The sequence below is a fragment of the Microbispora rosea genome, assembly GCF_900156315.1.
In the GTDB taxonomy this organism is placed as follows: domain Bacteria; phylum Actinomycetota; class Actinomycetes; order Streptosporangiales; family Streptosporangiaceae; genus Microbispora; species Microbispora rosea.
This window is the reverse complement of sequence record NZ_FTNI01000001.1, coordinates 280,479-296,588: the sequence shown is the minus strand read 5'-3', so window position 1 is coordinate 296,588 and position 16,110 is coordinate 280,479. Positions and strand designations below refer to the sequence as shown.

Genomic DNA, 16,110 nt, shown 5'->3' with positions numbered 1-16,110 from the left:
TCTCGGTTTGGGATTCGGGAACACGCCCGGCGGCAAATCACCCGTAAACTCTGGCGAGTGGACACGACGCTAACCGACCCGCTCGTGGGGCAGTTGCTCGACGGGCGATACCGCGTCGAGTCCCGGATCGCCCGGGGTGGCATGGCCTCCGTCTACCTGGCTCTGGACGTCCGGCTCGACCGCACGGTCGCCGTCAAGGTGATGCACCGCTCGCTGGCCGAGGACCCGCATTTCGTGCGGCGGTTCATCGGCGAGGCCAAGTCGGTGGCCAGCCTTTCGCACCCCAACATCGTGCAGGTCTTCGACCAGGGCACCGACGGGGCGCACGTCTACCTGTCGATGGAGTACGTCCCCGGCCGGACGCTGCGCGACGTCCTTCGCCGGCGCGGCCGTCTCCCGGCCCGCGAGGCCCTGGAGATGGTCATCCCGGTGCTCGCCGCCCTCGGCGCGGCCCATCAGGCCGGGCTCATCCACCGCGACGTCAAGCCCGAGAACGTGCTGCTCGCCGACGACGGCCGGGTGAAGGTCGTGGACTTCGGCCTGGCCCGCGCGATCGAGGCGACCAACCAGACCAAGACCGGCATGATGATCGGCACGATCGGCTACATGTCGCCCGAGCAGGTCACGACCGGCATGGCCGACGCGCGCAGCGACGTGTACGCCGCCGGGATCATGCTTTTCGAGCTGCTCACCGGCCGGCAGCCGTACACGGGCGAGACGCCGATGTCGGTCGCGTACCGGCACGTGCACGAGACCGTCCCCCCGCCGTCCTCGATCGTGCCCGACGCGCCGCCGGTGATCGACGCGCTCGTCGCCGCGGCCACCGACAAGGACCCCGCCGGGCGCCCGGCGGACGCGACCGCCATGCTCGTCGCCGCCGTCGAGATCCACCGCACGCTGCCGAAGACGGGGAACACCGGTGCGCACGCCGCGCGCCACGGGGCCCCGGACACCGGCGCCCACAGCGGCGTACGGACGGGCGCGCACCGGACCATCCCGCCGGCCGGCGGTTCCTCGCCGTTCGGCACAGGGTCGCTTGGCACCGGGTCGCTGGGCACTGGGTCGCTGGGCACTGGGTCGTTTGGCACAGGGCAGCACGCGCTCGCCGAGCCCGATTCACCGCTCGGCCACACGATGATCCAGCCGCGCTCGGAACTGCTGACCGGCCGGGCCGAGACGGGGCGACGCCGGGGACGCGGCAGGATCAGGCCCGTCTGGTTCGTCGCCGCGCTGGCCGTCGTCATGCTGGCGGGCATCGCCTTCACCGGCTGGTGGTTCTCCCAGGGCCGCTACACGAAGGTCCCCGACCTGGTGAACAAGCCCGTCACCGTCGCCAGGCAGGTGGCGCAGCAGGCCGGTTTCGAGGTCCGGGTCGGCGAGGCGCGGTTCGACGACAAGGTGCCGAAGGACATCGTCCTCGACACCGATCCGGGAGCGGGCGCCGAGGTGGTCAAGGGCTCGGTGCTCACCCTGATCCCGTCGGCCGGTCCGCAGTTGATCACCGTGCCGATAGTCGAGAAGCTCAGCCTTACGGACGCCCGCGCGAAGATCGCCGATGCCGGGCTGACCCCCGGGCGGGTGAGCAAGAGCGCGAGCGACACCATCCCCCGCGACCAGGTCATCCGCACCAACCCGCCGGTGGGCAAGCGCGTCAAGAAGGGCAGCACGGTCAACTTCGTCGTCAGCGCCGGACTGCTGATGCCGGACGTCACGCAGATGATGCGCGACCAGGCGGAGAAGTTCCTGCGGGAGAAGGGCTTCAACGTCCAGATCGACGAGACCACCGACGACGCCCCGCCGGGCACGGTGATCGCCCAGGACCCGCCCGGCGGCGCCGAGGTGGTGGCCGGGGCGACCGTCCACCTGACGGCCTCACGCGGCCCGGACCAGGGCTTCCACTGGCCGTGGGAGGTCAACCCCGCCGACCCCGGCCAGAGCCCGCCCGCCGTCGTCAACGTGCCCGACGTGCGCTTCAAGGCCATCAAGGACGCGGTGAACGAGCTGAAGGCGGCCGGCTTCAACGTCAAGACCCGCAGGCTGGTGGGCACCGACCGCGTGGTCGGCGAGAATCCGCTCGGCCAGCAGCCGCCGGGCACCACCATCACGATCTGGCACTGACGCCTGGGACGGGCGTTCCCGCCGCCGTACCGGTCGCGGAGTCCTCCGAGGCCGTTCCACGGTGCGGAGCCCGGCCGGCGACGCCTGCGGGGAGCGGTGACAGGAGCCCCTGACGAGTCGCGTGCGCGTGCGAGTCGCCTCCGGCGGGTGGTGCTCGTGCGAACATGGGCCGGTGAGCGAGGCTCTGCCGGCACCCGCCGGCGTCGAACTCCTGGAGACTCGCCGGCTCCGCCTCGTCGAAGCCGCCGCGCCGCGGATCCCGCCCGACGAGCAGGCGGCCGTGAACCGCGCGTGGGATGAGGCGGTGCGGGCGAATCCGGCCCTCTTCGACGGACCGGCCGTGTCATGCGCGGGACTGCGACGGGATGATCCGGACGGCCTGGTCATCATGTGGGCACGGACCACCTACCGGCTCCATGCCCTGCGCCGTGTCCCGGGCGCCGCGGTGTGGCTGCCGTCCCTGTTCGTCAACGTCGTGCAGCCGACGGACGACGGGCGCCTCCTGGTGGTGCGGATGTCCTCGTGGACGGCCGCTCCGGGCCGCTGGCAACTGCCGGGCGGTTCCGCCGAACCTCCCGAGGACGACGGGCTCCTCGATACGGCCGCCCTGCGCCGGCACGCCACTCGGGAACTGGCCGAGGAGATCGGCGCCGATACGGCGCCCGATGAACTGACCCTGTGGCTGGTCATCCGGGACGAGGGCGGAAGCGCCGGTGTCCTGTTCCTCGCTCCGCCCCGGCCCGCGCCGTTCCTGCACGAACGATTCGCGGATCTCGTGGCGTCGGAGACGGCTCTGGGCCGCGACCCGGAGCTGGACCGGATCACCCTCGTCCGCTCCCCCGCCGAGCTCGCGCGGCTCAGCGGGCCCCACGCCGACTACCTGGAACCGGTCGTCCGCCGGTACGCCGCGCGGCGGTCGTGATCGCTCCCGAACGCCCCGGGTCGCCGCCCGCGCGCCCTCGGCCGCCGCCCCACTCACCGGCGGTGCGGTGCCCGCTCCTGAGCGTGAATCGTGAAGCCCGGCGTCAGGGCGGGGACCAGGGGGCGAGGGTGCCGAGGAGGCGGAGGCGGGCGAGTCCCCCGTCGGGGTAGATGTCGAGCCGGGCGTGGGTGATCCGGCGGTCGTCGTCGAGGCGGAAGCGGTGGCGGGTGTCGGGCTGCAGGCGGGTCCTGGGCAGCAGCGGGAACCAGGCGTCCTCGTCCTCCAGCGGCGTCCGATCCGCGTCCGCCCCCTTCAGCGACGCCCAGCCGGGGGCGTTGAACACCAGGTTGGTCGTGTCGATCTCCGCGACCGCCACCCGGCCCGGCCCGGCCATGGCGACCACGAGCCAGTCGTTGCCGCCGTCGCGGCGGCGGGCGGTCTCCCAGCCCTCGGCCTGGTTGCGGGCCAGGCCGGGCGCGAGGACGTTGTTCGGCGAGGAGTAGAACTCGTCGGAGCACGCCGTCACGAGACCGCCGTTCTCGAGCGCGGCGAGGTCGACGGTGAGGCCTTCCAGGAACGCCCGGTCGGCCACGACCCGCCCGTGGACCCGCAGCCGCGCGACGCCGCCGTCGGGGAAGATGTTCAGCCGCACGTGGGTGAAGCGGCGAGGGTCGGTCACGCCGAACTCGTGGACCGCGTCGCCCTTCAGCGAGCTCTTCGGCACGATCTCCACCCAGCCGTCCAGCTCTTCCGGCGAGGGGTAGCCCTCGGCCGCGCACGCCTCGACCGACGCGTACGGCGGGTAGTTGCCGCGGAACCACGCGGTGTCCACGACCACGCCCCTGATGATCCCCGGCAGGCCGAGCCGCACGATCGCCCAGTCATGGCCGGGCTCGCGCCGCCGCCGGGTCTCCCAGCCGTCGTAGACCTGCCCCTTGGCCCCGAAGGTGTGCGGCCGGAACTCGGCCGGTCCCGGCCGGATCAGGGCCTCCCGCTCGGCGAACGACTCGTCGTTGGCGGCCACGACCGACCCGCCGTACGTGCGCAGGGCGAGGTCGGGCAGGCGGGTGAAGCCGGTCATCGCGCTCCCCTCGTCAGCAGCCGGCCGCGCGGCGTGGCGAGATCGACGGGCGTGCCGCGCAGCCAGGTGGTGCGCACCACGCCCGCCAGCCGCGCGCCGTGGTAAGGGGACACCGGGTTGCGGTGGTGGAGCGCCGCGACGTCCACGGTGAACCCGGCGTCGGGGTCGAAGGCGACGAGGTCGGCGTCGTTGCCCTCCCTGATCGCCCCCTTGTGCGGCAGGCCCGCCAGGCGGGCCGGTCCCTCGGCCATCCAGCGCGCCACGTCGGCCAGGCCGTGGCCGCGGGCGCGGGCGGCGGTCCACACGACGGGCAGGCCGACCTGAAGCGAGGAGATCCCGCCCCAGGCGGCGGCGAAGTCGGGCACCTTGAGGTCGGGCGTCGACGGGGAGTGGTCGGAGACGATCCCCATGAGCACGCCGTCGGCGAGCGCTCGCCACAGCGCGTCGCGGTTGGCGGCCTCCCGGATCGGCGGGCAGCACTTGTAGGCGGGACCGGTGACCTGCTCGGCCGCCAGGGTCAGGTAGTGCGGGCAGGTCTCGGCGGTGACGCGCACCCCGGCCGACTGGGCGGCGCGCAGCGGTTCGACGCAGGCGGCGGCCGACACGTGCACGATGTGCGCCCGCGCGCCGGTCTCCGCCGCGAGGGCGATCACCTGCTCGACGGCCCTGCGCTCGGCCTCCTGCGGGCGGGACCTGAGGAAGTCGTCGTACGCGGGGCCGCCGGGCTCGGCCAGCAGCCCGGGGTCCTCGGCGTGGGCGATCAGCAGGCCGTCGAACGACGCAACCTCCGCCAGCGCGGCCCGCAGCCCGTCGCGGTCGAGCGCGGGGAACTCGTCCACTCCGGACGGGGACAGGAAGCACTTGACGCCCATCACCCCGGCCTCGTGCAGGGGCCGGAGGCCGGCGAGGTTGCCGGGGATCGCGCCGCCCCAGAAGCCGACGTCCACGTGACACCGGCCCTCGGCGGCCTTCCGCTTGACCTCCAGAGCCGCCACGTCCACGGTCGGCGGCAGGGAGTTGAGCGGCATGTCCACGATGGTGGTCACGCCCCCGGCCGCCGCCGCTCTGGTGGCGGTCGCGAAGCCCTCCCAGTGGGTGCGGCCGGGCTCGTTGACGTGCACGTGGGAGTCGACCAGCCCGGGCAGCAGCGGCAGGTCGCCGAGGTCGGCGGACTCCGCCGCCGCCGGCGGCTCGTCGTATGGGCGCAGGGCCGCGATCACGCCGCCGCGCACGGCGACGGCCAGTGGACGCTCCCCCTCCGGGGTGACGGTCCGCCGGGACCTCACCACCAGGTCGTACTCCCCCCCTCCCCCCGTGATCTTGTAGTTTGTCGCAGACCATGCCGCCGACCTGCGGCGATCACCTTCGTGATCATGCACGAAACCCGCCTCTCCCCTCACGACCTGGGCATTGTCTGTTTGTGATCTTGCACCAGATGCGCGGTGGCGATCCGGGCCGCGAGCCGTTCGAGAAGCGGCCCGGCCTCGGCCATGCACCGCCGCACGTCGGGCTCGACGTCGGTCAGCGCGTACGCCGCCTGGATGCCGGCCGCGCGCAGTTCGTCGTCGCCGACGGTGCGCCTCCCGCAGACGGCCACGACCGGCACGCCGTGCTTGGCCGCCGCGGCGGCGACGCCCACCGGAGCCTTGCCGCGCAGGGTCTGCTCGTCGATCGAGCCCTCACCAGTGATCACCAGCCGGGCTCCCTCCACGTGGCGGTCGAACTCCACAAGGTCCAGCAGATAGCCGATGCCGGGCCGGATCTCCGCGCCGAGGAACGTCAGCGCGCCGAAGCCCACCCCGCCGGCGGCGCCCGCCCCCGGCCGCCCGGCCACCCCCATCGCCCGCACCACGCCGTCGTGCTCGGCGGCGCCCGCCAGGCCGTGGGTGTGCGCGGCGACGGCCGCCAACCGGGCCAGCCCGGCCTCCAGCACGGCCACGTCCTGCGGGCTCGCGCCCTTCTGGGGGCCGTACACCGCCGCCGCGCCGTACGGCCCGAGCAGCGGGTTGTCCACGTCGCTCGCCACGATCACCTCGAACCCGCGCAGCAGGCCGGAGGCGTCGATGCTGTGCAGGTCGCGCAGAGCGGCCCCGCCCGCGGGCAGCTCGTCTCCTGCCGCGTTCAACAGCCGCACGCCGAGGGCCTGGGCCATGCCAGCGCCGCCGTCGGTGCAGGCGCTGCCGCCCAGGCCGAGCACGATCCGCGTCGCGCCGTGCCGTACGGCGTGGGCGATCAGCTCGCCGGTTCCGCGGCTGGTGGCGGTCAGCGGCGCCGGATCGCCTGGGATCCGGCGCAGGCCGGACGCCTCGGCCAGCTCGATCACGGCGGCCCGTGCGCCGGGCTCGTCGCGCACGGCGTAGCTCGCCCGGACCGGATCGCCGACCGGCCCGGTCACCTCCGTCTCGACCCGGGTGAACCCGCTCGCCACGACCGCGTCCACGGTGCCGTCACCCCCGTCGGCCACCGGCAGCTCGACGACGGGGACGTCACCCAATCCCGCGGCCACGTGCGCGGCCACCTCGGGCGAGGTCAGCGACCCCCGGAACTTGTCCGGCGCGATGACGACGTGTCCTGTCATGGTGTGGCTCACCTGTGGCCCTTCGATCGTGTCCGGGAACGTTTCAGACATGATCCATGGTGGTGAGCCTGCGATGGGCGGCGGCCCCGGCCCGCGCGGCCTCCTCTCCGGGCACGGTGCGCAGCTCGCCGCCGTCCACGACGGTCCTGCCGCCCACGAGCAGCCGGGCGAGCGGCGGGGTCGGGCCGTACGCGAACGCGACGACGGGATCGTCGATCGCGGCGTGGAAGCCGCCGAGCCGCCACAGCGCCACGTCGGCGAGCTTGCCGGGCTCCAGTGAGCCGATCTCCGCCTCCCGGCCTAGACAGCGGGCGCCGCCGAGCGTGGCCATCTCCAGGGCCTGGCGGGCGGTCAGCGCGCGCGGGCCGTACCGGGCCCGCTGCATGAGCACGGCCATGCGGATCTCCCCGGCCAGCGGGGTCATCTCGCTGGACGCCGCGCCGTCGACGCCGAGCCCGACCGGCGCGCCCGCGGCCAGCAGGTCGGAGATGCGGGCGATGCCCGCGCCGAGGCGTCCGTTGGACGACGGGCAGTGGGCCGTACCCGTGCCGGTCTCGCCGAAGCGCCGCACGTCCTTGTCGGTCAGGTGGACGCAGTGGGCCAGCCACACGTCGGGGCCCAGCCAGCCGAGCCGGTCGAGGTATTCGACGGGCAGCACGCCGAACTGCTCCCTGCAGTGCTCGTCCTCGTCGGCCGTCTCCGCCACGTGCGTGTGCAGCCGTACGCCGTGGGAGCGGGCGAGCTCGGCCGAACGGGTCATGAGCTCCCCGCTGACCGAGAACGGCGAGCAGGGGGCGACCGCGACGCGCAGCATCGACCCGAACGACGGATCATGATATTTCCGGATCGCGTCGTCGGTGGCCCGGAGGATCTCGTCGACGTCCTCCACGACCTCGTCCGGCGGCAGGCCGCCCTGCGAGGCCCCCCGGTCCATCGACCCCCGGCAGGGGTGGAAGCGCAGCCCGACTCGTCGCGCGGCCTCGATCTCCGCCTCGAAGAGGTCTCCCCTGCCCTTGGGGAAGACGTAGTGGTGGTCGGTGGAGGTGGTGCAACCCGACAGGGCCAGCCAGGCCAGCCCGGCCGTCGCGGCGCCCGACACCACCTCGGCGTCCATCCGGGCCCACAGCCGGTAGCTGGCCACCAGCCACTCGAACAGCGTGCCGTCCGGGGTCACCCCCTGGGACGCCCACTGGTAGAGGTGGTGATGGGTGTTGACCAGGCCGGGAGTGGCCAGGCAGCCGGAGGCGTCGACGCGTTCCGCCCCCTCCGGCACGACCGGCGCCGGGCCGGGGCCGACCGAGGTGATCAGGCCGTCCTCCACCACGACGTGGCCGGACGGGATCTCCTCTCCCACGACCGGGACGACGTAGGCGTTCTCGATGACCACTCCTCGTGGTGCGAGATCACGCAATGGAGACTCCCTGGTCGGGTGCGGTGAGCACGATTTTCTGCATGATCACGGAGGGTTCCGGCGCAGGTGGCGGCGCGTGAGTGCGACAAACTACAAGATCACGGCGGGGGGTGGGGGTGGCGGCGGGAGGCGGCGAGGCGGACCGCGTCGAGGATCTTCTCGTACCCGGTGCAGCGGCACAGGTTGCCGGCCAGGGCCTCCCGGATGTCGGCGTCCGGCGGCACCCCCTCGGCGCCCGCGAGCAGCGCGTGGGCCTGGACGACGAGACCGGGGGTGCAGAACCCGCACTGCACGGCCCCCGCGTCCACGAACGCGCGCTGCACCTCGTGCAAACCGGTTTCACCGGAGGGCCCGCCTCCGACGGCCAGCCCCTCGACCGTCACCACCTCGCGTCCCTCCGCCTGCCCGGCGGCGACCAGGCACGCGCAGACCGGGGCGCCGTCTAGATAGACCGTGCAGGAGCCGCATTCGCCCTGCTCGCAGGCGTTCTTGGCGCCCGGCAGGCCGAGCCGCTCGCGCAGGACGTACAGCAGGCTCTCGCCCTCCCACACGTCGTCGGCCGTCATCGGGCGGCCGTTCACGGTCACGTTGACCCTCATCACGCGCTCCCCCTGAAGTCGTCCCAGGCCCAGCCCAGCGCGCGGCGCGCCATCACCGCCAGCGCGTGCGTGCGGTAGGCGGCGCGGCCCCGCACGTCGTCGATCGGCGCGGCGGACGCGGCCACGAGTTCGCCGAAGCGGCGCGCCACGCCGGGATCGAGCGGGCCGTGGCCGTCCCAGTCCAGTCTCCCCGACGCGAAGTCCTCGGCCTGCGGGGCGTGGCGCGGGGTCGGCGCGGCCGAGCCGATGCCGGTGCCCACCCGCCGCTCGCCCGGGTCGACGGCGACCGCGAACGAGCACACCGCGATCACCATGGCGTTCCTGGTGCCGATCTTCGAGAAGTACTGCGGGCCGGTGGCGACAGGGACGCGCACGGCGCGGATCAGCTCGTCGGGAGCGAGGGCGTGGCGCTTCACGCCGGTGTAGAACTCCCGGATCGGGATCAGCCGGGTGCCGCGCACCGACTCGGCCTCCACGACCGCGCCGCACGCCAGCAGCGGCGGATGGCTGTCGCCCGCGGGCGAGGCCGCGCCGAGGTTGCCCGCGACCGTGCCCCGGTTGCGGATCTGCGGCGACCCGACCGTGCGGGAGGCCTGGGCCAGGCCGGGCAGGTCGGTCCCGAGCTCGGCGATCAGCCGGGAGTAGGTCACGCCCGCGCCCACGCGGATCTCGCCGCCCTCCCGCGACCACTCCCGGAGCTCGGGGATCGGGGTGAGATCGAGCAGGGCGGCGGGACGGCCCTTGTCGAGGTTGATCTCCACCATGACGTCGGTGCCGCCCTGGATCGGCGTCGCCTCGGGCCGCTCGGCCTTCAGCGCCAGGGCGTCCGGCCAGGTCGGCGGTCGCAGGAAGTCCATCGGCTACTCCCAGGCCGGGCCGGCGGCGGGCGCGTCCTCGCGCAGCACCGTGCCCTCGATCAGCCCGTACGGCCGGTCGGCGGCGAAGAAGACCTCGCCGTCGTTGTCCAGCCCGAAGGGCGCGAGGTCCACCAGGAAGTGGTGCTTGTTGGGCAGCGACAGCCGCACCTCGCAGACCCCCGGGCACTCGGCCAGCACCCGGGTGCCCATGGCGTACAGCGTCTGCTGCAGCGACAGGCTGTAGGTGTCGGCGAAGGCCGCGAGGAGGGCGGCCCGCGCGTTCTCGTAGGTCTTGTCCCAGTCCTGTGTCACGTCCTGGGAGGCGTCCGCGTGCCGCCACGCCACGTCCACGGCGGTGGCCAGGACGCGGTCGCGGGTCTCCGGCAGCGTCGTGTACTCGTCCTTGGCGAAGCCCCAGAACTCGGAGTTGGTCGTGTTGAGCACGACGAGATCGCGCAGGCCGGAGACCACCCACGCCGTGGTCCCGTCGTAGTGGGCCACGCAGGTGCGGACCTCGCGGCCCGCGCGGACGAACGAGTGCCCGAACGCGCCGTTGCGCTCCCAGGCGTGCTCCTCGACGGCGACCCGGGCGTGGTGGATCGCGGGCTGGGAGTCCGCGAAATGACGCGCCAGCAGCAGCGCGAAGTCCTCGATCGCCCCGACGCCGTGCTTCTTGGCGAACGCGAAGACCGTGTTCTTCTGCGTGTCGGTGGGCAGGACGGCGGAGTTGTCCCCGCTCAGGTGCACCTCGGTCATGTCGCCCGACAGCGACGTGCTGACCGTGAGGTCCTTGATCCGGTGGGCGTCGCCGTGCCGGGTCACCCGCACGACTCGCGTCTCGGCCTTGCCATACCTGTTCGGCCCCAGAACGGCCACGTCAGCTCCCCCGGTAGGTCGAATAGGCGAACGGGCTCAGCAGCAGCGGCACGTGGTAGTGCTCGCCGGCCTCCCGGATGGAGAACACGACGCTCACCTCGGGGAAGAACGCCTCGTCCCCCAGGTAGGCGCCGGTGTCGAACACGAGCCGGTAGGTCCCCGGGCGCGGATCCCCGGCCGGGTCCCACTCCCGGCCCAGCGGGGTCCACTCCCGGATGCGGCCGTCGCCGTCGGTGCGGCCCTCCGCCACCGGCACGAACCCGTGCGCGGCGCGCCGCGACAGCCGTACGAACAGGTCCTTGGCCGGCCGCCCCGCCGCGGTGTCGAGCACGTGCGTCGAAAGGCTCACCGGCCCTCCCAGAGCTTGGCCAGCCGCAACGCGACGATCTTCGACAGCTCGTCCCTGACGACCTTGCGCTCGGTCTCCTCGTCGTTGCCGAGCCGGTCGCGCAGCAGCGCCAGCAGTTCGCCGGCCTCCCGGCCCGTCGCGCAGACCAGGTAGACGTGACCGAAGCGGCTCTCGTAGGCGGCGTTGCCCTCGCGGAGCGCGCCGAGCACCTCCCGACTGGCGTCCGCGGTCCCGGACTGCTCGGACCGCGACCACGCGGCCTCGCGTCCCGCGCCGTCGGGCCGCTCACCGATCCGCGGGTGCGCCGCCAGCGCCTCCAGCACGTCGTCCCAGGTCAGCGCCGAGAGAGCGGCCTCGCTCGCGCGCCGGAGCCCGTCGGGATCGCGGAACGGCCCGCGTGCGGCGACCGCCTCCACCCACCTGGCGGAGGCGCAGCAGGACCGCAGGTCCTCCCGGCTGAGTTCGCGCATGCCCGTCAGTCAACCGCCGGGCCCGGGGCGAATCCAGCGGCGCGAAGTCCGAACCGGGCGCCCTGCTCCGGGGGCCGCTTTGTACGTTGTGACAAGGGGGCGGCATCGGCCTGCGCCGACGTCCTGTGCCAATGCCCGTGCCAACACTCTGTGCCAACGCTCTGTGCCAATAATCTGGGGGGCATCATGACTCCTTCCAATCTCATCGGCGGACACGTCTTCGTCGCCGGCGGTCTCGCCAAGGGCGGGCTGAAGTACGCGGCCGACATCGGCGCGGAGATGATCCAGGTCTTCGTCACCAACCCGCGGGGCTGGGCGCTCAGCGAGGGAAACCCCACGGAGGACGCCAAGCTCCGTGAGTCGGGCGTACCGGTCTTCCTGCACGCCGCCTATCTCGTGAACTGCGGGTCGCCGACGCGGGAGACCCTGGAGAAGTCGATCGCGGTGATCCGCCACACCCTGCGCAGGGGCGCCGAGACCGGCGCGCTCGGCGTGGTCGTCCACACCGGCTCCGCCGTGAGCCAGTCGCGCGAGGCCGCCATGCGCCAGATCCACGAGCACCTGCTGCCGGTGCTGGACGAGCTTGGGGACGACGGCCCCGACCTCCTGCTCGAACCGATGGCGGGCCAGGGCCAGATGCTGTGCGCGACCGTGCAGGACCTCGGCCCCTATCTGGAGGCCCTGGACCACCACCCCAAGGTCGGCGTGTGCCTCGACACCTGCCACGCCTTCGCCGCGGGACACGACCTGGCCGCGCCGGGCGGGGTGAAGGAGATGATGGACGCGCTGAACGACGTCGCCCCCGGCCGGCTCAAGCTGATCCACGCCAACGACTCGAAGGACCCCTGCGGCTCCAAGCGGGACCGGCACGAGAACATCGGAGTCGGGCACATCGGCGCCCAGGCGTTCGGCGAGCTGATGCGCCACCCCACGGCCGCCGGGGTGCCCGTCTGCATCGAGACACCGGGCAAGGTGGAAAAGCACCGCGAGGACATCGAACTGCTCAAGAAGCTGCGCGGCGACTGACCAGCGCGTTCCGGTCACCGGGCCCCAGCGGTCACCGGGCCACGGCGAGGACCGGGCGTCCGGGGGCAGCGGCCCTTCCGGGACGAGCGGATGGGGTGCGCCGGGCCGGGGCGTTCGCGGCGATCCGGCGCCCCCGTATGGCCGGATCGCCGCGCACCCCCCGGTACGCGTTGGCGGGGCCCTTCCCCCCCGAGTAGGGCCCCGCATGGTAACCATTCGGTGACAACCTGCTCACTTTGTGATTACCCCGCGTGTCTTGCGACGTGCGAAAGACTACGAGGTGTAGTCGGGGGGCGGGATGGCCCTTCGGACGAGCGGTCTCTAGTTAGCGCCATGCGGCCCGCTCCCGCGCGACGAGCGGGCCCCTCAAGACGACGAGCGGTAGATCGGGGCGCGCGAAGGCGCCCCCGGTCCAGCCGCGCGCACCCGACGAGTGTGCGCAGCTCAGCCGCCCAGGCGGCGGTAGCGGCGGGCGGACAGGGGCAGGAAGACGAGCGTGATCAGCAGCGGCCAGCCGATCGCCAGCGTGAGGGCGTGCTCGGCGGCCCAGGAGTCGCCCTGCCAGCCGGGGTTGCCGAACAGCATCCGGCAGGTGGCGACCGTCGCCGACAGCGGGTTCCACTCCGCGATCGCCCCGAGCCAGCCCGGCAGGAGCGCCGGGGACACAAAGGTGTTGGCCAGCATCGTGAGCGGCAGCAGCGGCAGCCAGGCCGCGCTCGCCGCCTCCGGGGTGAGCGCCAGCCCGAGGTAGATCCCCACCCAGATGAGCGCGAAGCGCAGCAGGAGGAGCAGGCCCACGGCGGCCAGGGCGTCGCCGATCCCCCGGTGCCAGCTCCATCCGGCGACCAGGCCGCACGCGAGCAGGATCAGCAGTTCGAGCACCGAGTTGACGATGTCGGCGAAGGCGCGGCCGAGCACCACGCCGGGCCGCGAGATCGGCGTCGAGCGGTAGCGGTCGGTCACCCCGCGGGCGGTCTGCAGGCTGACCACCGTCATCGTGGTCATCACCCCCATCGCCATCGTCTGGGAGAACATGCCCGGCATGAGGAACTCGCGGTAGTCGCCGCCGCCCGCGACGTTCATCGCGCTGCCGAGGACGTAGCCGAACAGCACGACCATGACGATCGGATACAGCGTCAGATTGAGGACCGCGGCCGGGTTGCGGACCCAGTGCGTGAGGTTGGTGCGGGCGATGACCGACGCGTCCGAGAGCGTCCAGCGCAGCCGCTCGCTCCACCGAGGCGGCGCGTCCGGGGCGGCGAGGGCGCTCACGCGGCCGCCTCCGCCGTCAGGCTCAGGAACACCTCGTCCAGCGTCGGACGGCGCAGGGAGACGTCCTCGACCTCGATTCCGCGCCGCTCCAGCTCGCGCACGACCGTGGTGAGCGCCGCGACGCGGTCGCGCACGGGGGCGGTCAGGCGGCGCGCGTCCGCGTCGGCCACGGGCTCGGCCTGCGCGACCCCCGCGAGGACGGCGGCGGCGTCGCCGAGGCGGGCGGGATCGCGCACGACGAGGTCGAGGTGGTCGCCGCCGATCAGCGACTTCAGGCGCTCGGGGGTGTCGTCCGCGATCACGCGCCCCCCGTCGATCACCGCGATCTGCCGGGCGAGCTGGTCGGCCTCGAAGAGGTACTGCGTCGTCATGAGCACGGTGCTGCCGGCGTCGGCCAGGGCGCGCACGGTGCGCCAGACCTCCGTGCGGCTGCGGGGGTCGAGCCCGGTGGTCGGCTCGTCCAGGAAGAGCACGCGCGGGGCCTGGATGAACGCGGCGGCCAGGTCGAGACGCCGCCGCATGCCGCCGGAGTAGTGCCTGACCCGCCGGTCGGCCGCCTCGGCCAGCCCGAACCGCTCCAGGAGCTCGCCGGCGCGACGTCGCGCGGCCGCCGCGCCGAGGTGGTGGAGCCGCCCCCACATCTCGAGGTTCTCCCGTCCCGTGAGGATCTCGTCCACGGCGGCCTCCTGCCCGGCCAGGCCGATGCGGCGGCGCACCTCGGCCGGTCGGCGCGCGACGTCGAACCCGGCCACGAGCGCGCGGCCGGAGTGCGGCCGCGCCAGCGTGGTGAGCACGCGGACGGCGGTGGTCTTGCCCGCGCCGTTCGGGCCGAGAAGCGCGCACACGCTCCCGCCGGCGACCCTCAGGTCGAACCCGTCGAGGGCCGTGGTGTCGCCGAAGCGCTTGCCCAGCCCCTCGGCGACGATTGAGTAAGAGTTCATCACCTCATAATGAGACTTCGATGTCTCATTATCAACCTCGATCGTCTCCTAATGGAGGCGCTGCTAGCCTTCCGGAGGTGACCGACACCAGGGAATCGGGCACGCGCAGCCGTACGCGCCGTGCCATCCTCGCTGCGGCGGCCTCGGTCCTCGCCCGCGACCGCGGCGCGACGCTCGCGGACATCGCCGAAGCCGCCCAGATCGGCCGCAGCACGCTGCACCGCTACTTCTCCGACCGGCAGGACCTCGTGAACGCGGCCGTCGTCGACTCCTTCCGCGTGGTGGAGAAATCGACGGCCGGGGCGGCCATCGACCAGGGCCCGCCGATCGAGGCGATGCGCAGGCTGATCGCCGCCCTGGTGGACGCCGGGGACCGCCTGGCGTTCCTGTTCGGCGACCCCCGGGTGCTCGAGGAGTTCACGGCCTGCTTCGAGCCGGATCTGTCGGTGCCGACCACCGTCACCCTCATCGAGCGCGGCCAGGCCGAGGGCGTGTTCGACCCCGGCGTCAGCGCCGAGTGGATCCAGCAGGTGCTGTGGGCCCTCACCTACACCGGATGGGAGGCGGCCGAGAAAGGGCTGCTCCCCCGGCACGGCGTCGCCGCCGCCGTGACCCGCGCCTTCGAGAGCGGCATGGTCGTGTCCCCGGCCCGCCCCTGACGCGCTCTACGGTGCGGGTGGCGCGCGCAGGCTCAGGGACGGAACTGCCGGACGAGCTGCTCGCGCACCTGCCGCGTGTGCCGCCTGCTCACCGGCAGCGTCTCGCCGCCCACCTGCAGGACCACCCGCCCGGCGTCGAAGCGGAGCTCGCTGACGTGCCGGGCGTTGACCAGGGTGCTGCGATGGGCCCGGACGAACCCGGCGCCCGCCCAGCGGCGTTCCAGGGCCGCCAGGGACATCCGTACGAGGTAGACGGCCTCGGCCGTGTGCAGGCGGACGTAGTCGCCGTGGGCCTCGGCGTAGCACACGTCCTGCCGGGCCACGAACTTCGTGCGGCCCCCGAGCTCGACCGGGATCGTCTCCAGGTCCTCCTCCGCGCCGGGTGGCGCGACGGCGGCCGAGAGCCGGCGTACGGCCTCCGCCAGGCGTTCCGGGCGTACGGGCTTGAGCAGGTAGTCCACGGCCTCCAGCTCGAACGCCTGGACCGCGCAGTCGTGGGCGCTGACGAAGACCAGGCGGGGAGGCGCGGGGAACCCGCCGATGAGCCGGGCAAGGTCGAGGCCGTCGAGGCCCGGCATGCGCACGTCGAGGAAGACGCCGTCGAGGCGCTCCCCGTCGGCGATCATCTGGACCATGTCGTGCAGGGCGGCCCCGCCGTCGGTCGCCGTGCTCACGTGCTCCACCCGGGCGTCCTGGCGGAGCAGGAAGGCGAGCTCGGACAGGGCGGGGACCTCGTCGTCCACCGCGAGGACACGCAGCATGGCGTCCACCGTGCCGCGTGTTCAGCCCTCCGCGCAAGAGGTGACTGAGCGGTAGGTGACATTCCCGATACTCTCCGCCACCATCACCCGCGATTCCGAGGCAAGGTCCAGGCCAAGACTAGGTAGAACTATCCGGCTTTGGGCGTCTAGCAGCCATTTTGTCTACTAGGGCCGCTTACCGTTGACAACA

The 16,110-nt window shown here is 73.2% G+C and carries 16 protein-coding genes; 4 read left to right on the top strand and 12 right to left on the bottom strand.

The window, feature by feature from the left end; genetic code table 11:
- The first annotated feature begins 57 nt into the window (after positions 1-57).
- Both pknB and BXA11_RS01375 read left to right on the top strand, forming a co-directional pair.
- Positions 58-2,118, top strand: a complete 2,061-nt coding sequence (gene pknB, locus BXA11_RS01380) for a Stk1 family PASTA domain-containing Ser/Thr kinase (protein WP_076432054.1) — start codon at positions 58-60, stop codon at positions 2,116-2,118.
- Between the two features lie 172 nt (positions 2,119-2,290).
- Positions 2,291-3,040: an NUDIX hydrolase gene (locus BXA11_RS01375; RefSeq protein ID WP_204053481.1), complete on the top strand. Its 750-nt coding sequence runs from the start codon at positions 2,291-2,293 to the stop codon at positions 3,038-3,040.
- A gap of 103 nt (positions 3,041-3,143) precedes the next feature.
- Here the strand turns inward: BXA11_RS01375 and alc are convergent, their stop codons facing one another.
- The 9 genes from alc to uraD form a co-directional block, all read right to left on the bottom strand.
- Complete coding sequence (gene alc / locus BXA11_RS01370; RefSeq protein ID WP_076432052.1) at positions 3,144-4,121, bottom strand: allantoicase; 978 nt, start codon at positions 4,119-4,121, stop codon at positions 3,144-3,146.
- On the bottom strand, positions 4,118-5,410 hold the full coding sequence (gene allB / locus BXA11_RS01365; protein ID WP_244303561.1) for an allantoinase AllB: 1,293 nt from the start codon (positions 5,408-5,410) through the stop codon (positions 4,118-4,120). The genes alc and allB overlap by 4 nt, the downstream gene beginning before the upstream one ends.
- A gap of 107 nt (positions 5,411-5,517) precedes the next feature.
- Positions 5,518-6,699: a glycerate kinase gene (locus tag BXA11_RS01360; protein ID WP_076432443.1), complete on the bottom strand. Its 1,182-nt coding sequence runs from the start codon at positions 6,697-6,699 to the stop codon at positions 5,518-5,520.
- 43 nt (positions 6,700-6,742) lie between these two features.
- Positions 6,743-8,110, bottom strand: coding sequence for an 8-oxoguanine deaminase (locus BXA11_RS01355; protein WP_030508956.1), 1,368 nt, complete (start codon positions 8,108-8,110; stop codon positions 6,743-6,745).
- Positions 8,111-8,208: 98 nt separating this feature from the next.
- On the bottom strand, positions 8,209-8,709 hold the full coding sequence (locus BXA11_RS01350) for a (2Fe-2S)-binding protein (RefSeq protein WP_076432050.1): 501 nt from the start codon (positions 8,707-8,709) through the stop codon (positions 8,209-8,211).
- Entirely contained in the window at positions 8,709-9,566 is an 858-nt protein-coding gene (locus tag BXA11_RS01345) for an FAD binding domain-containing protein (RefSeq protein ID WP_076432048.1), read from the bottom strand. The genes BXA11_RS01350 and BXA11_RS01345 overlap by 1 nt, the downstream gene beginning before the upstream one ends.
- A gap of 3 nt (positions 9,567-9,569) precedes the next feature.
- A complete protein-coding gene (gene pucL, locus BXA11_RS01340; protein WP_076432046.1) occupies positions 9,570-10,442 on the bottom strand; it encodes a factor-independent urate hydroxylase in 873 nt (290 codons plus the stop codon).
- Position 10,443: 1 nt separating this feature from the next.
- Positions 10,444-10,791 (bottom strand): hydroxyisourate hydrolase, encoded by a 348-nt coding sequence (gene uraH / locus BXA11_RS01335; protein ID WP_030508952.1) that lies wholly within the window; start codon positions 10,789-10,791, stop codon positions 10,444-10,446.
- Entirely contained in the window at positions 10,788-11,261 is a 474-nt protein-coding gene (uraD, locus tag BXA11_RS01330) for a 2-oxo-4-hydroxy-4-carboxy-5-ureidoimidazoline decarboxylase (RefSeq protein ID WP_076432044.1), read from the bottom strand. The genes uraH and uraD overlap by 4 nt, the downstream gene beginning before the upstream one ends.
- A gap of 186 nt (positions 11,262-11,447) precedes the next feature.
- On the opposite strand from uraD, the gene BXA11_RS01325 reads away from it, so the two are divergent.
- Positions 11,448-12,287: a deoxyribonuclease IV gene (locus BXA11_RS01325; protein WP_076432042.1), complete on the top strand. Its 840-nt coding sequence runs from the start codon at positions 11,448-11,450 to the stop codon at positions 12,285-12,287.
- A gap of 444 nt (positions 12,288-12,731) precedes the next feature.
- On the opposite strand, the gene BXA11_RS01320 is transcribed toward BXA11_RS01325, so the two are convergent.
- Complete coding sequence (locus BXA11_RS01320; protein WP_076432040.1) at positions 12,732-13,559, bottom strand: ABC transporter permease; 828 nt, start codon at positions 13,557-13,559, stop codon at positions 12,732-12,734.
- Positions 13,556-14,500, bottom strand: a complete 945-nt coding sequence (locus BXA11_RS01315; protein ID WP_076432038.1) for an ATP-binding cassette domain-containing protein — start codon at positions 14,498-14,500, stop codon at positions 13,556-13,558. Before BXA11_RS01315 ends, BXA11_RS01320 begins: the two co-directional genes overlap by 4 nt.
- A gap of 77 nt (positions 14,501-14,577) precedes the next feature.
- Between BXA11_RS01315 and BXA11_RS01310 the strand changes: the two genes are divergently transcribed.
- Positions 14,578-15,159, top strand: a complete 582-nt coding sequence (locus tag BXA11_RS01310) for a TetR/AcrR family transcriptional regulator (RefSeq protein ID WP_030508947.1) — start codon at positions 14,578-14,580, stop codon at positions 15,157-15,159.
- Positions 15,160-15,191: 32 nt separating this feature from the next.
- On the opposite strand, the gene BXA11_RS01305 is transcribed toward BXA11_RS01310, so the two are convergent.
- Complete coding sequence (locus BXA11_RS01305; protein ID WP_030508946.1) at positions 15,192-15,920, bottom strand: LytR/AlgR family response regulator transcription factor; 729 nt, start codon at positions 15,918-15,920, stop codon at positions 15,192-15,194.
- Positions 15,921-16,110: the final 190 nt, after the last annotated feature.